Origin of the sequence: Microbacterium sp. 2MCAF23 (genome assembly GCF_052115565.1) — a bacterium.
In the GTDB taxonomy this organism is placed as follows: Bacteria; Actinomycetota; Actinomycetes; order Actinomycetales; family Microbacteriaceae; genus Microbacterium.
The window spans coordinates 81,709-101,912 of record NZ_JBFRGY010000011.1 but is presented as its reverse complement, the minus strand read 5'-3'; the positions used below and the strand labels follow the sequence as shown (position 1 = coordinate 101,912).

Annotated in this window: 15 protein-coding genes and 1 pseudogene; 8 read left to right on the top strand and 8 right to left on the bottom strand. The window is 69.6% G+C overall.

The genetic code is table 11. The features are described 5' to 3' along the window. Nucleotides 1-115 precede the first annotated feature (115 nt). Nucleotides 116-2,074 (bottom strand): glycoside hydrolase family 5 protein, encoded by a 1,959-nt coding sequence (locus AB4078_RS12325; RefSeq protein ID WP_441977374.1) that lies wholly within the window; start codon nucleotides 2,072-2,074, stop codon nucleotides 116-118. A gap of 192 nt (nucleotides 2,075-2,266) precedes the next feature. On the opposite strand from AB4078_RS12325, the gene AB4078_RS12320 reads away from it, so the two are divergent. From AB4078_RS12320 to AB4078_RS12305, 4 genes are all read left to right on the top strand, one after another. Further along, nucleotides 2,267-3,154 (top strand): carbohydrate ABC transporter permease, encoded by an 888-nt coding sequence (locus AB4078_RS12320; RefSeq protein WP_233312527.1) that lies wholly within the window; start codon nucleotides 2,267-2,269, stop codon nucleotides 3,152-3,154. An 8-nt stretch (nucleotides 3,155-3,162) separates the two neighbouring features. After that, entirely contained in the window at nucleotides 3,163-4,128 is a 966-nt protein-coding gene (locus AB4078_RS12315) for a carbohydrate ABC transporter permease (RefSeq protein ID WP_441977538.1), read from the top strand. Between the two features lie 81 nt (nucleotides 4,129-4,209). After that, complete coding sequence (locus AB4078_RS12310; protein ID WP_441977373.1) at nucleotides 4,210-5,532, top strand: ABC transporter substrate-binding protein; 1,323 nt, start codon at nucleotides 4,210-4,212, stop codon at nucleotides 5,530-5,532. Between the two features lie 101 nt (nucleotides 5,533-5,633). Continuing rightward, nucleotides 5,634-7,385, top strand: coding sequence for a glycoside hydrolase family 35 protein (locus AB4078_RS12305; RefSeq protein ID WP_441977372.1), 1,752 nt, complete (start codon nucleotides 5,634-5,636; stop codon nucleotides 7,383-7,385). A gap of 7 nt (nucleotides 7,386-7,392) precedes the next feature. Here the strand turns inward: AB4078_RS12305 and AB4078_RS12300 are convergent, their stop codons facing one another. Continuing rightward, nucleotides 7,393-8,436, bottom strand: a complete 1,044-nt coding sequence (locus tag AB4078_RS12300) for a LacI family DNA-binding transcriptional regulator (protein WP_233312487.1) — start codon at nucleotides 8,434-8,436, stop codon at nucleotides 7,393-7,395. A gap of 41 nt (nucleotides 8,437-8,477) precedes the next feature. Between AB4078_RS12300 and AB4078_RS12295 the strand changes: the two genes are divergently transcribed. Beyond that, entirely contained in the window at nucleotides 8,478-10,709 is a 2,232-nt protein-coding gene (locus tag AB4078_RS12295; RefSeq protein ID WP_441977371.1) for an alpha-galactosidase, read from the top strand. Nucleotides 10,710-10,817: 108 nt separating this feature from the next. Here AB4078_RS12295 and AB4078_RS12290 read toward each other — a convergent pair whose 3' ends face one another. After that, nucleotides 10,818-11,642, bottom strand: coding sequence for an MOSC domain-containing protein (locus AB4078_RS12290; RefSeq protein ID WP_441977370.1), 825 nt, complete (start codon nucleotides 11,640-11,642; stop codon nucleotides 10,818-10,820). Between the two features lie 116 nt (nucleotides 11,643-11,758). After that, nucleotides 11,759-11,944, bottom strand: coding sequence for a DUF3073 domain-containing protein (locus tag AB4078_RS12285; RefSeq protein WP_440733091.1), 186 nt, complete (start codon nucleotides 11,942-11,944; stop codon nucleotides 11,759-11,761). Nucleotides 11,945-12,105: 161 nt separating this feature from the next. On the opposite strand from AB4078_RS12285, the pseudogene AB4078_RS12280 reads away from it, so the two are divergent. Next, nucleotides 12,106-12,540 (top strand): annotated as a pseudogene (locus AB4078_RS12280) (universal stress protein); the annotation flags it as partial. Between the two features lie 160 nt (nucleotides 12,541-12,700). Here the strand turns inward: AB4078_RS12280 and AB4078_RS12275 are convergent. The 3 genes from AB4078_RS12275 to AB4078_RS12265 form a co-directional block, all read right to left on the bottom strand. Beyond that, complete coding sequence (locus AB4078_RS12275) at nucleotides 12,701-13,339, bottom strand: PadR family transcriptional regulator (RefSeq protein WP_441977369.1); 639 nt, start codon at nucleotides 13,337-13,339, stop codon at nucleotides 12,701-12,703. Next, nucleotides 13,336-14,187 (bottom strand): DUF4097 family beta strand repeat-containing protein, encoded by an 852-nt coding sequence (locus AB4078_RS12270; protein WP_440733094.1) that lies wholly within the window; start codon nucleotides 14,185-14,187, stop codon nucleotides 13,336-13,338. The genes AB4078_RS12275 and AB4078_RS12270 overlap by 4 nt, the downstream gene beginning before the upstream one ends. Before the next feature lie 181 nt (nucleotides 14,188-14,368). Further along, complete coding sequence (locus tag AB4078_RS12265) at nucleotides 14,369-16,861, bottom strand: glycogen/starch/alpha-glucan phosphorylase (protein WP_441977368.1); 2,493 nt, start codon at nucleotides 16,859-16,861, stop codon at nucleotides 14,369-14,371. 106 nt (nucleotides 16,862-16,967) lie between these two features. Here AB4078_RS12265 and AB4078_RS12260 point away from each other — a divergent pair, with 106 nt between their 5' ends. Continuing rightward, entirely contained in the window at nucleotides 16,968-17,822 is an 855-nt protein-coding gene (locus AB4078_RS12260) for a MerR family transcriptional regulator (protein WP_441977367.1), read from the top strand. A gap of 228 nt (nucleotides 17,823-18,050) precedes the next feature. Further along, the gene (locus tag AB4078_RS12255; protein WP_441977366.1) at nucleotides 18,051-19,442 is read left to right on the top strand and encodes an FAD-dependent oxidoreductase; all 1,392 of its coding nucleotides are present in this window, start codon (nucleotides 18,051-18,053) and stop codon (nucleotides 19,440-19,442) included. 2 nt (nucleotides 19,443-19,444) lie between these two features. Here AB4078_RS12255 and AB4078_RS12250 read toward each other — a convergent pair whose 3' ends face one another. Next, nucleotides 19,445-20,119, bottom strand: coding sequence for a Pr6Pr family membrane protein (locus AB4078_RS12250; protein WP_441977537.1), 675 nt, complete (start codon nucleotides 20,117-20,119; stop codon nucleotides 19,445-19,447). Between the last annotated feature and the right edge of the window lie 85 nt (nucleotides 20,120-20,204).

Genomic DNA, 20,204 nt, shown 5'->3' with positions numbered 1-20,204 from the left:
TCCTTCCGGGGTGGGGAATGCGGTGCAGGGGTCGGGTCGAGGGGCGCTGTCGCGTCGCGCAGGGTCGTGCGCCTGTCCCGGAGCGACGGTACGCCGTCCGGGACAGGTGCATGGGTCAGTGCAGCGGCTTGCAGAGCAGAGCGCTGGGCACGCCGCCCTGGACCCGCTGATAGGTGTAGGCGATGCCGGCGACGTACTCGCCGTCCGCGCACTGCCCCTTGAAGCGTCCGGGCGCCCAGTCGCTCGCGGTCGAGCCTCCGCCCGCAGGCCGGTTGTCCGCGCGGTCGAACCAGAGGGTGCGGCCGGCGCTCTGCGGCAGCGCGGTCGTGCTCGGCGCGCAGAGCAGCGTGGACGTGGCCCAGCGGTTGACCGTGCCGATGGTCAGGCTGAGGCCCACGGCGATCTCGCCGTTCGCGCACTGCAGCTTGCTGTAGCCGCCGGCCCAGTCGGACTGCACGTTCATCTCATTGCCGACGACGTGGCGCACGGTCGTGAGGGACGGCTGCCCGGCGTCGGTGCACAGGGCGCGGTTGCTGCTGCGCGACACGCCCTGGAGGTGCTCGGTGTCCGGGCAGACGCCCTTCCACTGGCCCGGATCCCAGTCGGGACGGTCCTGCATGAGCACAGAGGCGTTCGTGTCGGGCAGGTAGCTGTCGCTGCCCAGCATGTTCCAGCGGGTCGGGGGGTCGACGTGCCCGGTCTTGCCGACGGAGGTCACGAGCTTCTGCCACCCCGCGTATCGCCAGTCATCGGCGATGCTGATCCTGCTGCCGTCCGGCCGGTATCCGAGCAGAGCGTAGGTGTCGGCGAACGTGCCGGCGGCATCGGCCTGCGTGACCAGCGGCCATGCCGCGAAGTCGGTGTCGTTGGCGGCGAGCAGGTCGGTGAAGTTGTTCCACCAGTCGATGTTCTTCTGATCCGTCTCCCCGGCCCCGCGGATGCCGAACTCGCTCATCCACACCGGCGCCGTGTAGTGCTGCCCGGCGGTGGTGACGAACAGCCCCTCCTGCGTCACGGCATCGGCGAGCTGCGCCGCCGTCATGTCCCGATAGCGCAGGTCGTGCGTCTCGCCGAGGCCCGTGGCACCGGTGTGCTGCGGGCCGGTGTACGCGTACACGTGCGCCGAATAGACGAGCTTGTCGGGGTGCAGGATCGTGTTCGACGTGTTCGCGACCGGCTTCAGCATCGGCCGGTCGTGGAAGAAGCCGTCGATCGGCACCCCCTGCCAGTTGATGCCCTCCATCACGATGAGGACGTCCGGGTTCACCTTCTGGATCGCGATGGCCGCCTGCTGGTACGCCTTGTACAGGTCGTTGCCATCGCCCATGCCCCAGTTCGCGTCGTCGGTCACATCTCGTCGCACCTCATTGCGCAGATCCATGCCCACGACGCGCGGGTTCGTCCGATACCGCTGGGCCAGCATGACCCAGTCCGAGATCCACTTCTCGGTGGTCTGGCTGCTGTACCACTTGGTGTTGGCGTCCACGCCGCAGCACCACAGTGATGTCGTGGTGTGGTTGTTCAGGATCACGGCGAAGCCGTCGGCGGTGAGCGCGTCGATCACGGCGTCGAAGACCTGCAGGGGCGTCTTGCCGCGCAACTGCGGGTTCGCCGCGACCGCTGCGTCCGGCACGGCCGCCGTCATCCCGAGCATTTCGTTCGAGAAGGGGAGGCGGATGCTGTTGATCCCGATCGAGTGGAAGTCACTCATCAGGGTCGGCAGCGCCACCCGGTCCAGACCCATCGGGATGTCGTAACTGTCGCCGCTGTTGTGCGTGGTCGGGTCGGACTTGGATCCGTTCCCGCTCCAATGCCCCTGCGCGCCGTCCCAGTTCGCGGAGATGAGCTTGAACCGGTCGCCGTCCGCGTCCACCACGTAGCGCCCGCGCGTGCTCAGCGGCGCCGTCCAGCTCGCGGAGAGCTCGGCACCGGTGAGCTGCGGGATCTGGGTCGGCGCGGGGCCGGCGGCCGGTCGCGTCGAGGTCGTGGCGGCCTGAGCCGGCACGGCGAGGGCAAGGGCGAGGATCGCGCCGCTCAGCGCGATCGCCCCCTGCGTCCATCGTCGTCGTTGCATGGATCCAACTCCTTCGTCTTCTGTCCATCTGGTCGGCCTCCGTCTGCCTCCGCACATCGTCCATACGGTGGAACTTCGACGGATTGGCAACGTAAACATCACGTTTCCGAACCGTGAGTTGTTTACGTAACCATAGTGTGCCTATAGTGCTCTTGGTAACGCAACCAATCACGAGGAAGTGACTTGATGTCGATGGCGATGACGGGGCTCCGACGCTCCCGGCGGTCCTGGGCCGGCTGGTGGTTCGTCGGTCCTTTCATGCTCGTGTTCACGCTGGTGCTCATCGCGCCGCTGCTGTACGCGATCTATCTCAGCCTGTTCCGCGACTCCCTGATCGGAGGCACGCATTTCGTCGGCTTCGAGAACTACGCACTGGCGATCGTGGATCCGAAGTTCTGGGACGCCACCGGCCGTGTCGTACTGTTCCTCGTGGTACAGGTGCCGATCATGCTGATCCTCGCACTCGTCGCCGCCCTGGCACTGGACAGCGCGCGACTGCGCTTCGTGCCGTTCTACCGGCTCAGCATCTTCCTGCCCTACGCGGTGCCCGGCGTCGTCGCCGTGATGATCTGGGGCTACATGTACGGCGACCAGTTCGGTCTCGTCGCCGATCTGAACCGCTGGCTCGGCGACGTCGTGCCCTCCCCGCTGTCGGCGACGTTCATCCTCCCCGCGATCGGCAACATCGTCACCTGGGAGTTCGTCGGCTACAACATGCTGATCTTCTTCTCCGCGCTGCAGGCGGTGCCGCAGGAGCAGTACGAGGCGGCCGAGATCGACGGCGCCGGTGCGCTGCGCACGGTGTTCAGCATCAAGCTGCCGGCCATCCGGGGCGCGATCGTGGTCGCGACCATCTTCTCCATCATCGGCAGCTTCCAGCTGTTCAACGAGCCCGCCGTGCTGCAGAAGATCGCGCCGAACTCGATCTCCAGCTACTTCACGCCGAACATGTACGCGTTCAACCTGTCGTTCGCCGGATCCCAGTTCAACTACGCCGCCGCGATCGCGATCATCTCCGGCGTGATCACGATGATCATCGCCTTCGTCGCGCAGTCCATGGGCTCGAAGGAGCAGAAGTGATGAGCGTCATGACCTCGAACAGCGCAGAGCCGAGGGACACCGAGGCCATTGTCACCGGACGGCGCCCGAGCCGGCTCGCGAGCGGACGGGTCGCGCAGCGCCCGGTCCGGCGCACGCGGCGCACCTCGCCGCGTCGCACCCGCACCTCGATCACGCTGATGATCGTCATGTCTCTCATGCTGCTGTACAGCCTGGGGCCGCTGTTCTGGCTGGTGGTGAACGCCACCAAGTCGAAGTCCGACCTCTACACGACGCCCGGACTGTGGTTCGGGCCGACCTTCTCGTTGTTCACGAACATCGCGGACACCTTCGCCTACGACGACGGCGTCTTCCTGCGCTGGTTCCTGAACACCGTGCTCTACGTCGTCGTCGGCGCCGGCGGAGCCACCCTGCTGGCCACGCTCGCCGGCTACGGCCTCGCGAAGTACCGCTTCCCCGGGCGCAAGGCCGTGTTCGCGATCATCCTCGGCGCGCTCGCCATCCCCGGATCCGTGCTCGCCGTGCCGCAGTTCCTGCTGTTCAGCAAGCTCGGTCTGACGAACACGCCTGCGGCGGTGATCATCCCGTCGCTGGTGAGCGCGTTCGGTCTGTACCTGGTGTGGGTGTACGCCGCGGAAGCGATCCCCGACGAGCTCATCGAGGCCGCGCGTCTGGACGGCGCGGGGGAGCTGCGGATCTTCTTCTCGATCTCGCTGCGCCAGCTCGCCCCGGCCTTCATCACCGTGCTGATGTTCGCGGTGGTCGCGACGTGGAACAACTACTTCCTCCCGCTGATCATGCTCTCCAGCCCCGAGTGGTATCCGCTCACCGTGGGGCTCAGCCAGTGGGCGTCCGCCTCCGCCTCGATCGGAACGGCGCCGATCCCGCAGCTGGTCATCACCGGCTCGCTGCTCACGGTCCTGCCCATCTCCGCCGCGTTCCTGTACCTGCAGCGGTACTGGCAGTCCGGCCTCGCCGCCGGAAGCGTCAAGTAGCCGCGCATCCATCCACCCTCCCCGCATCACGAATCCCACGCACGAAAGATCTCTGCATCACCTCCCGAAAGGAAACCCGCAGTGAAGAAGAACATCTGGATGCGCGCCGCCGTCGTCGTCGGCGCCGCCTCACTCATGATGGGCGCCCTCGCCGGCTGCCAGGGCGGCAGCGACGCCGCCTCCGGCGGCTCGAAGGCCGACATCGACGCCGCGCTGAAGAAGGGCGGTGAGCTCACCTGGTGGACCTGGGGCGACACGACCCAGGACTGGGCGGACGCTTTCACCAAGGAGCACCCGAACGTCAAGATCAAGGTCGTCAAGCTCGACAACCCCGACGCGACGGTCACCAAGCTGCAGAACGCGGTCAAGGCCGGATCCGGTGCTCCGGACATCGTGCCGGTGGAGTACCAGACGATGCCGCAGCTCACGATGAGCGGTGCGCTCGCGGACATGACCCCCTACGGCCTGGACGGCTACAAGGACAAGTTCACCGCCTCCACCTGGAACGCGGTCAACGTCGGCGGCAAGCTCGTCGGCCTCCCGCTGGACTCCGGTCCCATGGTCATGATCTACAACACCAAGCTCTACGCCGCCGCGGGCATCACCGAGGCGCCGAAGACCTGGGACGAGTTCACCGCGGACAGCGCGAAGCTGCACGCGGCGAACCCGGACGCCTACATCGCCACCGGCGGCGACGCCGGCTTCTTCACCAGCATGATCTGGGCCTCGGGCGGTCACCCGTTCAAGACGGACGGGGAGAAGGTCACGATCGACCTGCAGGACACCGGCAGCAAGAAGTTCGCGGACATGTGGGGCGGGATGCTGCAGAAGGGCGAGCTCTCCCCGCTCGCCACCTGGTCCGACGAGTGGACCAAGGCGCTCGCGCAGGACAAGCTCGCCACGCTGATGATGGGCTCCTGGATGATCGACATGGGCGAGGACTACGGCGTGGACAAGTGGAAGGTCGCGCCCATGCCGACGTGGGACGGCACTCCCGGTTCCGCTGAGAACGGCGGCAGCGGCATCACGGTCACCGAGCAGAGCAAGAACAAGGCCCTCGCCGCGGCGGTGCTGCAGTTCCTCGCCGACGGCAAGGGACGCGACCTCGTCAACAAGGGCGGATTCCCCTCGACCGTCGCCACGTTCGACGACCAGGCGTGGGCGAACCGCACCTTCCCGGCCTTCGTCGACAGCCAGAAGGCGAACCAGGTCGGCGTCGCGGCGTCGAAGTCGGTCATCCCCGGCTGGCAGTACCTGCCCTTCCAGGGCTACGCCAACAACGTCTTCGGCGACTCGGTCGGCAAGGCGATCGGCGCCAAGGGCGATCTGAATGCGGCGCTGAAGGAGTGGCAGAAGACGCTCGTCGACTACGGCAACCAGCAGGGCTTCCAGGTCAACAAGTAACCCGGATCCGCCCTCGGGGGTGCGGGGTCCGCCGATGCGGATCCCGCACCCCTTCCGTCCGGCGTCCTCCGACGCCGATCCTCACGAACCCCGGAGACCCCATGCCCGCCTTCGCCATCGGCGAGACCGACTTCCTCCTCGACGGAGCACCGTTCCAGGTGATCTCCGGGGCCATGCACTACTTCCGCATCCACCCGGATCAGTGGGAGGACCGGCTGCGCACCGCGCGGCAGATGGGCCTCAACACGATCGAGACCTACGTGCCCTGGAACGCGCACGAACCACGGCGCGGGGCGTTCGCCGCCGAGGACGGCCTCGATCTCGGACGCTTCCTCGACCTGGTCCGGGCCCAGGGCATGTTCGCGATCGTGCGACCTGGCCCCTACATCTGCGCCGAGTGGCACAACGGCGGCCTTCCCGAGTGGCTCATCGAGGACGGCACGATCGCCGTGCGCTCGCGCGATCCGCGCTACCTCGCCGAGGTCGAGCGGTATCTGGGCGCGGTGTACGACATCGTCCGGCCGCGCCAGCTCACGCACGGCGGCGGCGTGATCCTGGTGCAGATCGAGAACGAGTACGGCGCCTACGGATCCGACAAGACCTATCTGCGCGCGCTCACCGAGATGACCAGGGCGGCGGGCATCGACGTGCCCCTGACCACGGTCGATCAGCCGACCGATGCGATGCTCGACGACGGCACTCTGCCCGAGCTGCTCAGCACGGCGTCGTTCGGGTCGCGCGCGGTCGAAAGGCTCGCGGCACTGCGGCGGCATCAGCCGAGTGGGCCGCTCATGTGCGCCGAATTCTGGTGCGGCTGGTTCGACAGCTGGGGCGAGCCGCACCACACGACGTCGGCAGCCGACAGCGCTGCCGAGCTCGAGGCGATCCTCGCCGCGGGCGCGAGCGTGAACATCTACATGGTGCACGGCGGCACCAACTTCGGGTACATGGCCGGCGCCAACGACAAGGGCGTCTACCGGCCGATCGCGACCTCGTACGACTATGACGCGCCGATCGCCGAGGACGGGACGCCCACCGAGAAGTACTGGCGGTTCCGCGACGTGATCGCGGCGCACGCGCCGGTGCCGGATGACCGTCCCGCCCCGCGTTCGCCCTCCCGCGTCCTGGAGGCGCCGCTGGAACGCGCCGTCGCGCTCGCGGACGCCGGACTCGAGCGCTGGAGCGCGCACGACACGGCTCCCGCCGCCACCGCCTTCGGGTCGCCGCGCGGATACTCGCGCTACGCGATCGAGATCCCGCACGGCGGCGCGCTCACCGTGGCAGAGGTGCGCGACCGCGCGCACGTGCTGCTCGACGGCCACGCTGTCGGCATCCTCGATCGTGAGGCGCACGACCGTGTGCTCGCGCTGCCCTCGGGTGGGGAGCTGTCGATCTTGGTCGAGCACCTGGGCGGCGTAAACTACGGACCCAGGATCGGCGAGGCCAAGGGCCTGATCGGCCCGGTGCGCCTGGACGGCGAGGAGCTGCACGGCTGGCTCGTCTCGCCCCTGGAGCTGGAGGCCGACGGAGTCCGCGCCGCGCTCGCGGCGCACGGGACGCCCGTGCTGCGGGGGGTCCCGCTGGGCGGACCCGTGCTGCTGGCCGGCAGCTTCGATGCGGACGCATCAGGCGATCTTCACCTCGACGTGCGGGGGTGGGGGTCCGGCGCGGTCTGGATCAACGGCTTCGCGCTGGGCCGCTACTCGGCGCGGGGACCGCAGGAGACCCTGTACGTGCCGGCTCCGCTGCTGCGCGGGGAGAGCAACGAGATCCTCGTGCTCGAGCTGCGCGGCCTGGAGCGACCCACGGTCCGGTTCGCTCCGGAGCCGCGGCTCGGCCCGACCGAGTTCTGAGGTGCGGTCAGTCCTGAGCCGGCACCGGGCCGGTGCTGTCGCGGACCACGAGCCGGGTCGGGATCAGCGGGTTCTCGGGCAGCGGCTCCCCGTCGATCATCGCGATGAGCAGTTCGGTCGCACGCTGGCCGACGACGTCGAAATGCTGGTGGATGGTGGTCAGCGGCGGCCAGTAGCTGCCGCTGTCGTCGCTGTCGTCGAAGCCGATGACACTGAGGTCCTGCGGAATGCGCAGGCCCGCCTCGTGCGCGGCGCGCATCACGCCCAGCGCCATCTGATCGTTGGCGGCGAAGACGGCAGTGGGGCGCGGCTCCTCGGCGAGGATCTCCCGGCCGGCGGCGTAGCCCGACGCCGCGGACCAGTCGCCGCGGTGCCGGGCGGGGGTGGCGAGGGCGTGCTCCTGGCAGACGCGCGCGTAGGCGTCCTCGCGTCGGTGCGCGGAGAACGACTTGAGCGGCCCGGCGACGTGGGCGATGCGTCGATGGCCGAGGTCGAGCAGGTGCCGCATCGCGGTTCGAGCGCCTTGCTCCTGATCGGTGTCGACGAGCGTGTGATCCGCCGTCGCGGTCGAATCGACGATGACCAGCGGGAGCCCTGCCGTGAGGGCGTAGTCGTCCGGCGAGCCGAACTCGGCGGACATGATCAGGATGATGCCGTCGACGGCCTGCTCCTCGAGGCGCCCGAAGGCGCCCGCCACCGAGATGCGGGTGGGATCCGTCACGGGGATCAGGGTCGTCGTGTAGCCCGCAGCCGCGCCCGCTTCCGCGACGGCCTCGAGCGTGCGCTCGTTGCCCAGCGTCGTGATGTTGAAGGTGACGACCCCGAGACTGCGGAACCGGCCCGACTTCAGGTTGCGCGCCGCGCTGTTCGGCCGGTAGCCGAGCTCCTTCATCGCGGCCAGTACCTTCTCGCGCTTCTCGGGTCGCACATGCACGTACCCGTTGGCGACCCGCGACACGGTCTGCGGCGACACGCCTGCGCGCTGGGCGACGTCCTTGATCGAGGCGCGTGGTGCGCCGTCCTTGATCCGTTGCACGTTGGTCCCTTGCATGGCAACGTAAACAATACTCGAACCGCCCAGGAAGGGGAATCATGTCGTCACTGACTCTCGACGGCCATGAGGCGAGCGCCGGAACCGTGGATCTCGGCATCGTGCTGGAGACGGGCGGCGTCGCCCTGGTCCTGGACATCCGGGACGGAGGGCTTCCCGTCGTCGTGCACTGGGGCGCGTCCTGCGGTCCGCTCGACGACGCCGGCTTCGAGGCGCTCGCCCTCTCCGGCGTGTTCCCGGATGCGGGCAGCGAGGTGGACGCGGTCGTGCCGGTGTCGGTGCTTCCCGAGCTCTCCCGGGGCTGGAGCGGAACCCCCGGCATCAGCGGATCCCGGGACGGCGCGCACTGGTCACCGCGCTTCCGGGTGACCGGCGTCGCGATCGACGGTGCTCCCGTCGGAGGTCAGGGTCCTTCGGATCCGTCGTCGGGCGGGCGCCTCATCCTCTCGTCGGGTCCGGCCTCGGTGCGCGTCACCGCCCTGGACGACGAGGCGCGGTTGACTCTCGCACTCGACATCGAGCTCACCGGATCCGGTGCGATCCGCACCCGGGCCGCTGTGCGCAACAGGGGCGACGACGTGTACCGGCTCGAGTCGCTGATGCCGACGCTGCCGGTGCCCCTGGATGCGGACGAGGCGCTGGACTTCGCGGGCCGCTGGGCGGTCGAGCGGGTTCCGCAGCGCCGGCGACTCGGCGTCGGCGCTCACCGCAGGGAGAACCGCCGCGGCCGCACCGGGCTCGGCGCCGCGATGGCGCTGATCGTGGGGCGCCACGGCTTCGACTTCTCCTCGGGGGAGGCCTGGGGGATCCATGTGGGTTGGTCCGGCAACCACGTGCATCAGGTCGAGAGGGTCGCCGAGGGGCGGCAGGTGCTCGCCGGCGGCGAGCTGCTGCTGCCGGGCGAGGGCCGCCTCGCGCCGGGTGAGGAGTACGCGACCCCGTGGCTGTACGGGTTCTACGGATGCGGCCTCGATGCGCTGGCCGTGCAGTCGCACCGGATGCTGCGTGCCCGCCCGCAGCATCCCCGCACCGCCCGCCCGGTCACGCTCAACGTGTGGGAGGCCGTCTACTTCCATCAGAACGAGGAAGACCTCATCGAGCTCGCAGACGCGGCCGCCGCCGTAGGCGTCGAGCGCTTCGTGCTCGACGACGGCTGGTTCGGCGCCCGCCGCAACGACCGTGCGGGGCTCGGCGACTGGACCGTCTCCGCCGAGGTGTGGCCGCTCGGGCTGCACCCGCTCATCGATCACGTGCGCGGTCTCGGCATGCAGTTCGGACTCTGGGTCGAGCCGGAGATGGTGAACCCGGACTCGGATCTCGCTCGCGCGCATCCCGAGTGGATCATGTCGGCCCGCTCGGAGTGGCCTCTCACGGGGCGCCATCAGCAGGTGCTGGACCTCGCGAATCCCGACTGCTACGCCCACATCCGCGATGCGCTGCTGGCCCTCCTCGACGAGTACGACATCGCCTACCTCAAGTGGGACCACAATCGCGATCTCGTCGAGGCGGGTTCGGGGCCGCGCCGCGCTCCCGGCGTGCACGGCCAGACCGCGGCGTTCTACCGTCTTGTCGACGACCTCAAGAGTCGTCACCCCGGGCTAGAGATCGAATCCTGCTCGTCCGGGGGCGGCCGGGTCGATCTGGGTGTGCTGGAGCGCACCGATCGAGTGTGGGGATCCGACGACAACGATCCGCTGGAGCGACTGCGGATCAACGCGTGGACCGCGCAGCTGATCCCGCCCGAGCTGATCGGCGCGCATATCGCCTCGGCGCCGTCGCACGTCACCGGTCGCACGCACACGCTCGCGTTCCGCGCGTCCGTGGCGCTGTTCGGGCACCTGGGCGTGGAGGCCGACATCCGGGGCTGGGACGACGACGAGCGCGCACAGCTGGCGGACTGGATCGCCCTGCACAAGCGGGAGCGCGCGCTGCTGCACAGCGGCCGGATGGTGCGGGCGGAGACGCCCGACCCGGCGTTCGCGCTGCAGGGCGTGATCGCCGAGGACGCCGGCCGCGCCCTCTACCTGTTCACGGCGCTGGCCGTCGGAGCGACCGCCAGCGCCGGGCGCTTCCGGCTGCCAGGGCTCGACGACGACCGGCGCTACCGGGTGGAGATCGAACCGCTCAGCCTGCGCGGGCTGAAGGGCAACCTCGCGGCCTGGCAGCGGGAGGGGGTGGCGCTGACCGGCCGGGTCCTCGGGCGCATCGGCATCGTCATGCCCTCCGTGCACCCCGAGACGGCGCTCATCGTACGCGCGACAGCGGTGGGCTGAGCGCCGCGCTCGGCACGTCCGTTCTCAGGACGGATTCGCTGGATCGCGTCGTGTCGACGGGCGCACAGGGGCGATCGGCAGAACCATCCTGAGAGCGGTGCGTCAGCCTCAGCCGAGGCTGACCTCGTCGCCCACCCGGATCGTGCCGCCGACGCCCGCGTCGTCACCCACGGCGCCGCTGACCCCGGGGAGGATCAACAGCCGGCCGAGCGTCGGCTGGACCTGCCCGAGGGATCCGGTGAGCGTCTTGAGCACGCTCGCGTCGCGCTCGCCGGTGTCGGGGTTCGCGTGCGTCGCGAGGCAGCGCACGATCGGCCCGGCCGTGGCGAGGCGCACGTCGCCGATCGCGACCTCGCCCTGCCAGTCCAGCTCGTCCCACGCGTCGACGCCGCCGATCACGATGTTCGAGCGGAACCGGCGGTCGTCGACGTCCTGCGCGAGCGCGGCGCCGAGTGCGGCGACGCTCGCGTCGCTGTGCACCGAGACGTAGCCGCGCCCACGGTCCTGGAATCGGGAGCTCGCGCCGTCGCCGACGAGCGTCAGGGGCAGCCGTCCCGGGCGCTGCAGGCGCTTGCCGTCGGGGGAGTCGAGCACGAAGGCGGTCACCGCATCGACCAGCTCGGCGCGGCCGTCCTCGTCCAGGCCCGCCTCCACGAGCGTCTCCCCGGCGTGGTCGATCCGCATGCTCTGCGCCGCGTCGTCGTACGCCAGGCGCAGCGCGGCGAGGCCGGGGAAGGTCTCGAGCGCGAGACCCTTGGACTTCGGCCAGTAGTCCAGTCCGTCGCGCTCCTCGGGGGCCGCCGCATCGGCGAAGCGGAACGCGAGCACGCGGTCACCGGCGATCCGCCCGTCCGCCTGCACGGTGAGGGCGGGCAGCTTCTCGGGGGTGAACCCCTTGACGGGATGGCGGTAGAGCGCGACGACGTGAGGCATGGATCCATCCTCGCAGGGGCGCGCGGGCGCTCGGGACCGGTCAGGCGTGAGGCTGTTCCAGAAGACGACGGACCCCGCCGCGAGCGGACTCGGGGCGGGGTTTCGGACGACGAGGCTCAGGCCTTTTCGAGTTCGTCCTCGTCTTCGTCGGTGTACTGATCCGCCCACTTGTCGACGTACTGGTCGTCGGTCTCCGGGTGACCCAGCTCGCGCTCGAGCGCCGAGTAGTTCACCGACGGACTGTACGACTTCAGTTCGCGGGCAATCTTGGTGTGCTTTGCCTTCTGACGGCCACGGCCCATGCGCGAGACCCCCTTACTGTAAGCAGTGGGCGATGCGGGGCCCGCTGTCTATTTCCGGCACCGGCTCGCGGCCGGTAAGAGTAGCATCCAGGATAGCACGCGGGCCACCTCACCTCGCCGTGACGGGTCCCCGGTAGCGCCGCACCGAGAGGAACGACGAGATGAGCGACACAGCCTCCACCCCCGAGGATCAGGAGCTGCAGGATCCGCAGTTGCAGAAGGCCGTGATCGTCGCGCTCCGGCCGGGACAGCCCCCGCGTGTGCTCGCCGAGGCTGTCCGCTACGCCGGCCTGTTGAAGGCCGCGCTGGTCGTCGTGCACGTCGACGTCACCCGGTTCGTGACCTTCGAGGATCCGGACGGGATGGTGCACTCCGCGCCGATCGACCTGAACATCGACACCGGTGCGGAGGAGTTCGCCGAGCTGCGCCGCGAGGTCGAGAAGGCGCTGGCCGGCTCCGGGGTCACCTGGACCGCGCGCCAGCTCGTCGGCGACCCGGCGCTCGCGATCAAGCACCTCGCCGGCGAGCTGGATGCGCAGCTGATCGTGGTCGGCACCCGCAGTCGGGGCCTCGGAGAGTCGATCCGTGAGTTCTTCACCGGATCCGTCGCCGCCCGGCTCTCGCACCGCCAGTCCCGGCCGATCCTCGTCGTGCCGCTCGAGGAGCCGATCGCCGACGACAAGAAGGACCCCTGGGCCAGCAGAATTGTGCTGCTGTCTCGCGACGGGGTTGCAGTCTCGCGGGGTGGGGACGTCGTCAGTGGCGAGACAGGCCCGCCAGGGCCGAGGTCACCGCGCGCGCCGCGTCGTCGAGCGCGGTGTCCAGCTGCGTCACGAGCGATGCCGGCACCATACCGCCGCGTGCGACGTGCGTGCGCAGATCTGTGCGCACCCTGGCCCGGAACTCGTTGATCGAGGCGTCCGCGCGGCGCAGCTCCTCACGGCTGGCGATCCGCTCGTCCGCGCGAGCGGAGGCCTCCCGGTAGGAGGAGGGCGACCCGGCGTTCTGCTCTTCGCGGGCGGCGGCGGCCAGGTCGGCGCGGAGGCTCTTCATGGCCTCCTGCACGCTCTGGCGCACCTCGTTCGCGATCAGGCGCACCGAGTCGTTCAGCCCCGCCTCGATGCCCTGCAGGTCGCCCTCGCGCGCGGTGAGCTCGGCACGGCCGGCCTCGGTGATCGCGTAGATCGTGGTGCGGCCGTCGACCGTCTTGGTGACGAGCCCCTCCTCCTCGAGCTTCGCGAGGCGCGGGTAGATCGTGCCGGCGCTCGGCGTGTACGTGCCCCCGGTGCGATCGGTCAGCGCCTGGATGATGCCGTAGCCGTGCTGCGGTGATTCCGCCAGCAGCGCGAGCAGGTACAGACGCAGATCGCCGTGGGAGAAGACCGCGGGGCTCACAGCAGGTCCTCTCCGTCGGAGGTGAACGACACCGGGGCCTCGGCGGCGTCGCGGCGCAGCACCGTGATGTCGCCGGAGACGGTGTTCACCCGCACATCGGCGAAGGATCCGGACAGCTCGCCGCGCGATCCCGTGAAGTTCGACGGGCCCGACGATCCCCGCGGAACGCCGTCGATCGTGATGCGGCCGCTCAGCGCGCGCGCCACGTAGTTCGCGGCGAGGTTCTCGTCCAGGCGCACGGTGGCGTCGCCGGAGACGCTGTTCAGCGACACGGTGTTGACCGGGCCGGTCGCGTCGATGAGCATCGCGCCCGAGACGCTGTCGATCGTGGCCTTGCGCACCTCGCCGGTCAGCGCGACGCTGCCCGAGACGGTGTTCGCCATGGCCGTGCCCGCCAGGCCTCGCACCTGCACGTCGCCCGAAACGGTGTTCACGTTCAGGTCGCCGGTGTGGGTGTCGACGATGAGGTCGCCGGAGACGGTGTTGAGCCGCGCGTCCTCGGTGAGGCCGGAGACGAGCGCTCCCGCGCTCACCACGCCCAGGGTGAGGGCGATGTCGCGGGGGACGGCGACGCTGATCTCGGCCTTGGGGCCGCCGGCGCCGAAGTTGCGGAACACCTCGAGGAAGTTGTCCCAGCCGATCTGCGGGTGGTCGATCTCGATCTGGGTGCCGTCGGATTCGACGCGCAGGTCCTTGACGGTGACGTTGTGCACCTCGATCCGGATGCCCGGCTCGTCGTGCGCGATGACGTCCACCTGTCCGCCGACGAGTCCGATCTTGAGCTTCGACGCGCGCTCGATGTCGATCACGCGCTCCTGCCCGGGGGCGATGAGCCACTTCTCGGTCATGTCTGTTCTCCTGAGTTGGGGGATCCCGAGTCTTCAGCTCGAGATATATCGTGTTTGAGAGCATAACACGATATATCTCGATCGCGTCAAGACTCTTTCCTGGGAGTTTCGAAGCGCGCACATGGCTGCATCCGAGGAGTGGATGCAGCCATGTGCGCGCTTCGAAACGAAGAAGCGGTCCTCAGCTCGTCGGCGGCGTGTGCCAGATGCGGTCGATGTAGTCGCGGATCGAGCGGTCGGAGGAGAAGTAGCCGCACCGGGCGACGTTGAGAATCGCAGCGCGGGACCACGCGTCCTGGTCGGCATAGGCGGCGTCCACGCGCTCCTGCGCCGACATGTAGGCGGCGAAGTCGGCGAGCACCATGAACCGGTCCTCGTACAGCAGGTTCGACACGATCGGCTCGAAGACCGAGCGGTCACCACCGGAGAAGGCGCCGGACGCGATGAGATCGATGGCGCGGCGCAGGTCGGCATCGGCCTGGTAGAACTCGCTCGGCCGGTAGCCGCGCGCCGAGAGCGCCTCGACGTCGGGCTCGGTCATGCCGAACAGGAAGAAGTTCTCGTCGCCAACGAGCTCGCGGATCTCGACGTTCGCGCCGTCGTCGGTGCCGATCGTGAGCGCGCCGTTGAGCGCGAACTTCATATTGCCGGTGCCCGAGGCCTCCTTGCCCGCCAGCGAGATCTGCTCGCTGAGGTCGGCGGCGGGGATCACGCTCTCCGCGAGCGTGACGTTGTAGTTCGGCGGGAACAGCACCTGCAGGCGGCCTTCGAGCCTCGGATCCGTGTTGACGACGGATCCGACCGCGTTGATGAGGTGGATGATCCGCTTGGCCATCGCGTAGCCGGGGGCGGCCTTCGCGCCGAACAGCGCGGTGCGCGGAGTGAGTTCGGCGAGCGGGATCCGCCCCGAGATGACCCCCTCGTACGAGCTCACGATGTGCAGCACCTTCAGCAGCTGCCGCTTGTACTCGTGCAGGCGCTTGACCATCACGTCCACGAGGTGCCCGTCGCCGACCGTCATCCCGTCCCGGGCCAGCAGCACATCGTTCAGGTGCCGTTTGTTGGCGACCTTCACCGCGGCGAACGCGGTGCGGAACCCGGGATCGTCGGCGAGGGGCTCGAGCTCGCGCAGCCGCTCCAGATCCGTGACCCAGCCGTCGCCGATCGCCTCGGTGATGAGCGAGGAGAGCCCGGGGTTCGCGAGCCGCAGGAAGCGGCGGGGCGTGACCCCGTTCGTGACGTTGGTGAACTTGTCCGGGAAGAACTCGGCGAATGCGGGCAGCACCTTGTCGCGCAGCAGTTGCGAGTGCAGCTCGGCGACCCCGTTCACGCGCGCGCCTGCCACGGTGGCGAGGTAGGCCATGCGCACGGAGCGCTCGGGGAACTCCGCGATGATCGACATGTTGCGGATCCGCATCTCGTCGTCGCCGAAACGGGCACGCACCGCGGCGAGGAACTCGTCGTTGATCCGGTAGATGATCTCGAGGTGCCGCGGCAGCAACCGGCCCAGCAGCTCGACGGACCAGACCTCGAGGGCCTCCGGCAGCAGGGTGTGACAGGTGTACGCGAAGCACTTCTGAGCGATGGTCCAGGCGTCGTCCCAGGGCATGCCGCGTTCGTCGACCAGCACGCGCAGCAGTTCGGGGACCGCGATCACCGGGTGCGTGTCGTTCAACTGGAAGATCACGCGATCGGGCAGGTGTGCGAGGTCGAAGTCCACCGGCAGGCGATCCAGGAAGTCGGCGATGGATGCGGCGACGAAGAAGTACTGCTGCTGCAGGCGCAGCTCCTTGCCCTGCGGAGTGGAGTCCTCGGGATAGAGCACCTTCGAGATGTTCTCCGCATAGGTCTGCGCCCGCACGGCCTGCTCGTAGTCGCCGGAGTTGAAGATGCGCAGATCGAACGCGTCGGTGGCGACCGCACTCCACAGCCGCAGGGTGTTCACGCGGCCGTTGTGGAAGCCCGGAACCATGTAGTTGTAGGGCACGGCGCGCACGGTCCAGGCCGGGATCCAGCGCGAACGGGGAGTGCCGTCGTCGTCATACGTCTCGGTATGCCCGCCGAAGGCGATCGTCTGCGCCTGCTCGGGGTGCGGGAACTCCCATGGCGAGCCGAGCGCGAGCCAGGCGTCGGGCTGCTCGACCTGCTGGCCGTCCTCGAAGGTCTGCCGGAAGATCCCGTACTCGTAGCGGATCCCGTATCCGGTGCTCGGTACGCCGAGGGTGGCGAGCGAGTCGACGAAGCAGGCGGCGAGGCGCCCGAGTCCGCCGTTGCCGAGCCCTGGCTCGATCTCGTGCGCGCGCAGTTCGTCGATGTCGATCCCGCACGCGGCGAGGGCCTCGGCCGCGACCTCGGACAAGCCGGTCGCGATCAGGTCGTTGTCGAGCTGGCGGCCGAGCAGGTATTCGGCGGAGAGGTAGCACACGCTCTTCGCCTGGCTCTCCTGCTGCCGGCGCTGATCCTCGAGCCAGCGGGCCATCAGGTAATCGCGCACCGTGCAGGCGAGGGCAAGATACCGGTCGTTCACGCTGGATGCGGAGAGCGTCACGCCGCCGTCGAAGTTCAGATTGTGCAGGAACTCCTCGACGAACCCGTCGACGGTGAGCGGCGGGGCGATCACCGGAGCGAGTGCGAGCGGGTGCGTGGCGTTGAGCGGGTGCGCGTCGGGGGTCACGGGATGAACGTACCGTGACCGACCTCGGCGTCGACAAGGATCCCGCTTGACATTAACGCAACGTCAACTTCTACGGTGGTCATATCGACGACGGAAGGAGGATCCCATGGCGCATCGGGACTGGTCGATCCAGGAGATCGCGCGGCTGACCGGCACCACGAGCCGCACCCTGCGGCACTACGACGACATCGGCCTGCTGCCGCCGACGCGGGTCGCCTCGAACGGCTACCGGCACTACGACCAGGGGGCGCTCCTGCGCCTGCAGCGCATCCTGCTCCTGCGCGAGCTGGGGCTGGGGCTGCCGGCGATCGCCCAGGTCGTCGGAGAGGGCGTGCCGGCATCCGACGGGGCCGGATCCGGTCGGTCGGCGAACGCCGCGATCGAGGTGGACGCCCTCGAGAAGCACCTCGCGCTGCTGCGCGCGGAGCAGACCAGGCTGGCGCGGCAGATCGCGTCGGTCGAGAACACCATCACCACCCTCAGAGAAGGAGGAGCACTCATGCCTGACGACATGTTCGACGGCTTCGACCACACCCAGTACAAGGACGAGGTCGAGACCCGCTGGGGTACGAAGGCCTACGCCGACAGCGACCGCTGGTGGCGCGGGCTGAGCGATGACGAGAAGGCCGCGTGGAAGCAGCGCGTCGCCGACCTCGGCGCCGACTGGATCGCGCTCGCCGAAGCGGGAGCGGATCCGGCATCGCCCGAGGCGCAGGACGTGGCGCGCCGCCACGTCGACTGGCTCACCGGCATCCCCGGCACGCCCGCGTACGGGGCCTCCGGCGACCGCAAGGCGTACGTCATCGGCCTCGGCGAGATGTACGTGGCGGATCCGCGCTTCGGCGCGAACTACGCCACCGACGCCGACCGGTCCGCCGCTGCGACACAGGGAACCACCGGCACCGCCGGCGCGGAGTTCGTCCGCGACGCCCTGCGCGTCTACGCGGAGGCGAACCTGTAATCGGATCCTGAACCGGCTCCGCGGTCGCGTCAAAGAAGGAAGACGCTGCTCGGAACCATGTCCGAGCAGCGTCTTCCTTCTCTGAGGAGGATGAGGCCTCGCCTGGAGATGGATTTCGGCGCTCCAGGGTCGTCCGGAGCGACGTCATCCATCTTTCGGCGTCAGCGCCTGGCCCGGGTCAGGGTCCCACGGCGGCCTCTCCGGCACCCGGGATAGGCTGGCACCACGATGGGCATCTCGCGGCGAACCCTGCTCGTCGGCGCCGGAGCCGGTGCCGTCGCGGTGGTGCTCGCGGCCTGCACGCCCGAGCCGCAGCCCACCAAGACCCCGACGACCGCCCCGCCCTCGCCGATGCCGAGCGTGCCGCCCGGCGCCGCACCGGAGCCGACGGCGTGGATGCGCAGCACCTGGTCGACGGACGCATATTCCCGCGGCGCGATGAGTTACCTGCCGGCCGGGGCGACGCCGCAGCTGCGCAAGGATCTCGCCGAGCCGATCGGTGACCGCGTCTTCCTCGCCGGTGAGACGACGGATCCGGATCATCCCGGAACCGTCCCGGGCGCGATCGACTCGGGGCAGCGGGCCGCGGCGCTGCTCGTCGACGCGTCCACGAGCGGCGAGCGCGTCGCCGTCGTCGGTGCGGGCGCCGCCGGAGCCGCCGCCGCCCGTGCGCTCACCGATGCAGGGCGCACCGTGACCGTGCTCGAGGCGCGCGAGCGCACCGGGGGACGGATCCATTCGATCGCGGACAAGAAGTGGCCGATCCCGGTGCAGCTGGGGGCGTGGCTGTCGGCGGGCGAAGAGGCGGGCACCCTGGGCGGTGAGCTGGCCGCCCAGGGCATCCACCGGCTGACGTTCGGCACGCCCACGGGCTGGTCGAAGGACGGCGCAGCGTCCGCCCTCGACGGCGGACCGCTGCGGCACGCGATCGAGCAGGCGGCGAACGCGCCGGCCGACGCGTCGATCGACGCGGCGCTCCGGGCCGCCGGCGCCGACCCGGCCGATCCGGCGCTCGCCGCGGCTCTCGCCTGGCTGCAGGCGACCACAGGTGCCGACGCGGAGAAGGCGTCGAGCTGGTTCCCGCCGACGTTCGTCCCCGACGGGCTCGTGGGCGCTGATGGAGATGTCGCCGCGCTCGTGAACACGCCGCTCGACGGCATCAAGGTCACGCTCGCCTCACCGGTGACGCGCATCGCCTACGACGACTCGGGGGTGAGCCTGCGCCTGGCCACCGGCGAGTCGCTGTCCTTCGATCGCGTGGTCGTCACGGTCCCGCTCGGGGTGCTGCAGCACGGGGCGATCGAGTTCGCCCCGCCGCTGCCGTTCACGCATCGTGGTGCGATCGCGGCGCTCGCCTCGGGATACGTGGAGACGGTGTGGGTGCAGTTCGACGAGGCGTTCTGGAAGGTCGATGCGGACCTCTGGCACGTCGTCGGGGGCGACGGCCCGATCCGCACCTGGCTGAACCTCCAGCCGGTCACCGGCCGGCCCGTGCTCGTGGGTCTCGTCGGCGGGCCAGAGGCCGAGGCCTTCGCGAAGCTCGGAGACGGCGACGCGGAGTCCGCCGTGCGCGAGTCGCTGCGATTCTTCGTCTCGGCGACGCCGACGCCGACGCCCTGAACTCAGGCCGGATCCGGGTCGTCCCCGTCCGCTTTCGGAGTGCCGCGCAGATCCGTCCGCGCCGTGGTGCGCAGCCGGCTCAGGGCGACCAGGGCGCTCGCGACCAGGGCGAAGATCGCCAGAGCGATGACGCAGGTGACGATCATCTCGGGCAGCCCCGACACCTGACGCGGATCCAGGAAGTAGTACGGATACCAGCCGACCAGGCCGCCGCGCCAGATCGTGAACACGCCCCAGGCGACGGGGTAGAGGAGCACGTACGGCACGATCTGCCAGGAGGCCGCGCGCCGGCCGGGGCCGAAGACCCAGGCGACGACGGTCCACGCCGGAAGCACGAAATGCAGCACCACGTCGGACCACGGCACCCAGATCGGGATGCCGTGCAGGCCCGCCTGCCACACGATCAGGGCGAACGCGAGACCGGCCGTGATGGTCCAGCTGAGCACGACCGCACGTGCGGTGGTGAGCCAGGCGGGATCCTCCGGCGTGCGCAGCGCGATGATCCCTGCGATCAGGGCGAGGACGGCGAACGCGATGTTCGACTCGATCGTGAGGTACGCGAGGAAGTTCTGGCCGGCGATGGTCTGCGAGCCCAGGCCCCAGAACAGGCGGTCCACGAGGGCGACTCCGCACACGGCCGCGGTGAGCAGACGCGACCAGCCGAAGGCGATCCTCATGGTCACGCGCGCATCGTCCTCCTCGGCCGGCTCGGCGGGGGCGGTCCCTCGGGCAGGGCCGCCGCCACCCGGCCGAGTCTACGGA

What these genes read in the sequence shown, in the direction of transcription:
- AB4078_RS12325 (WP_441977374.1), bottom strand. Translation starts at nt 2,074, where the DNA reads ATGCAACGACGACGATGGACGCAGGGGGCGATCGCGCTGAGCGGCGCG.
- AB4078_RS12320 (WP_233312527.1), top strand. Translation starts at nt 2,267, where the DNA reads ATGGCGATGACGGGGCTCCGACGCTCCCGGCGGTCCTGGGCCGGCTGG.
- AB4078_RS12315 (WP_441977538.1), top strand. Translation starts at nt 3,163, where the DNA reads ATGACCTCGAACAGCGCAGAGCCGAGGGACACCGAGGCCATTGTCACC.
- AB4078_RS12305 (WP_441977372.1), top strand. Translation starts at nt 5,634, where the DNA reads ATGCCCGCCTTCGCCATCGGCGAGACCGACTTCCTCCTCGACGGAGCA.
- AB4078_RS12300 (WP_233312487.1), bottom strand. Translation starts at nt 8,436, where the DNA reads ATGCAAGGGACCAACGTGCAACGGATCAAGGACGGCGCACCACGCGCC.
- AB4078_RS12295 (WP_441977371.1), top strand. Translation starts at nt 8,478, where the DNA reads ATGTCGTCACTGACTCTCGACGGCCATGAGGCGAGCGCCGGAACCGTG.
- AB4078_RS12290 (WP_441977370.1), bottom strand. Translation starts at nt 11,642, where the DNA reads ATGCCTCACGTCGTCGCGCTCTACCGCCATCCCGTCAAGGGGTTCACC.
- AB4078_RS12285 (WP_440733091.1), bottom strand. Translation starts at nt 11,944, where the DNA reads ATGGGCCGTGGCCGTCAGAAGGCAAAGCACACCAAGATTGCCCGCGAA.
- AB4078_RS12270 (WP_440733094.1), bottom strand. Translation starts at nt 14,187, where the DNA reads ATGACCGAGAAGTGGCTCATCGCCCCCGGGCAGGAGCGCGTGATCGAC.
- AB4078_RS12260 (WP_441977367.1), top strand. Translation starts at nt 16,968, where the DNA reads ATGGCGCATCGGGACTGGTCGATCCAGGAGATCGCGCGGCTGACCGGC.
- AB4078_RS12255 (WP_441977366.1), top strand. Translation starts at nt 18,051, where the DNA reads ATGGGCATCTCGCGGCGAACCCTGCTCGTCGGCGCCGGAGCCGGTGCC.
- AB4078_RS12250 (WP_441977537.1), bottom strand. Translation starts at nt 20,119, where the DNA reads ATGAGGATCGCCTTCGGCTGGTCGCGTCTGCTCACCGCGGCCGTGTGC.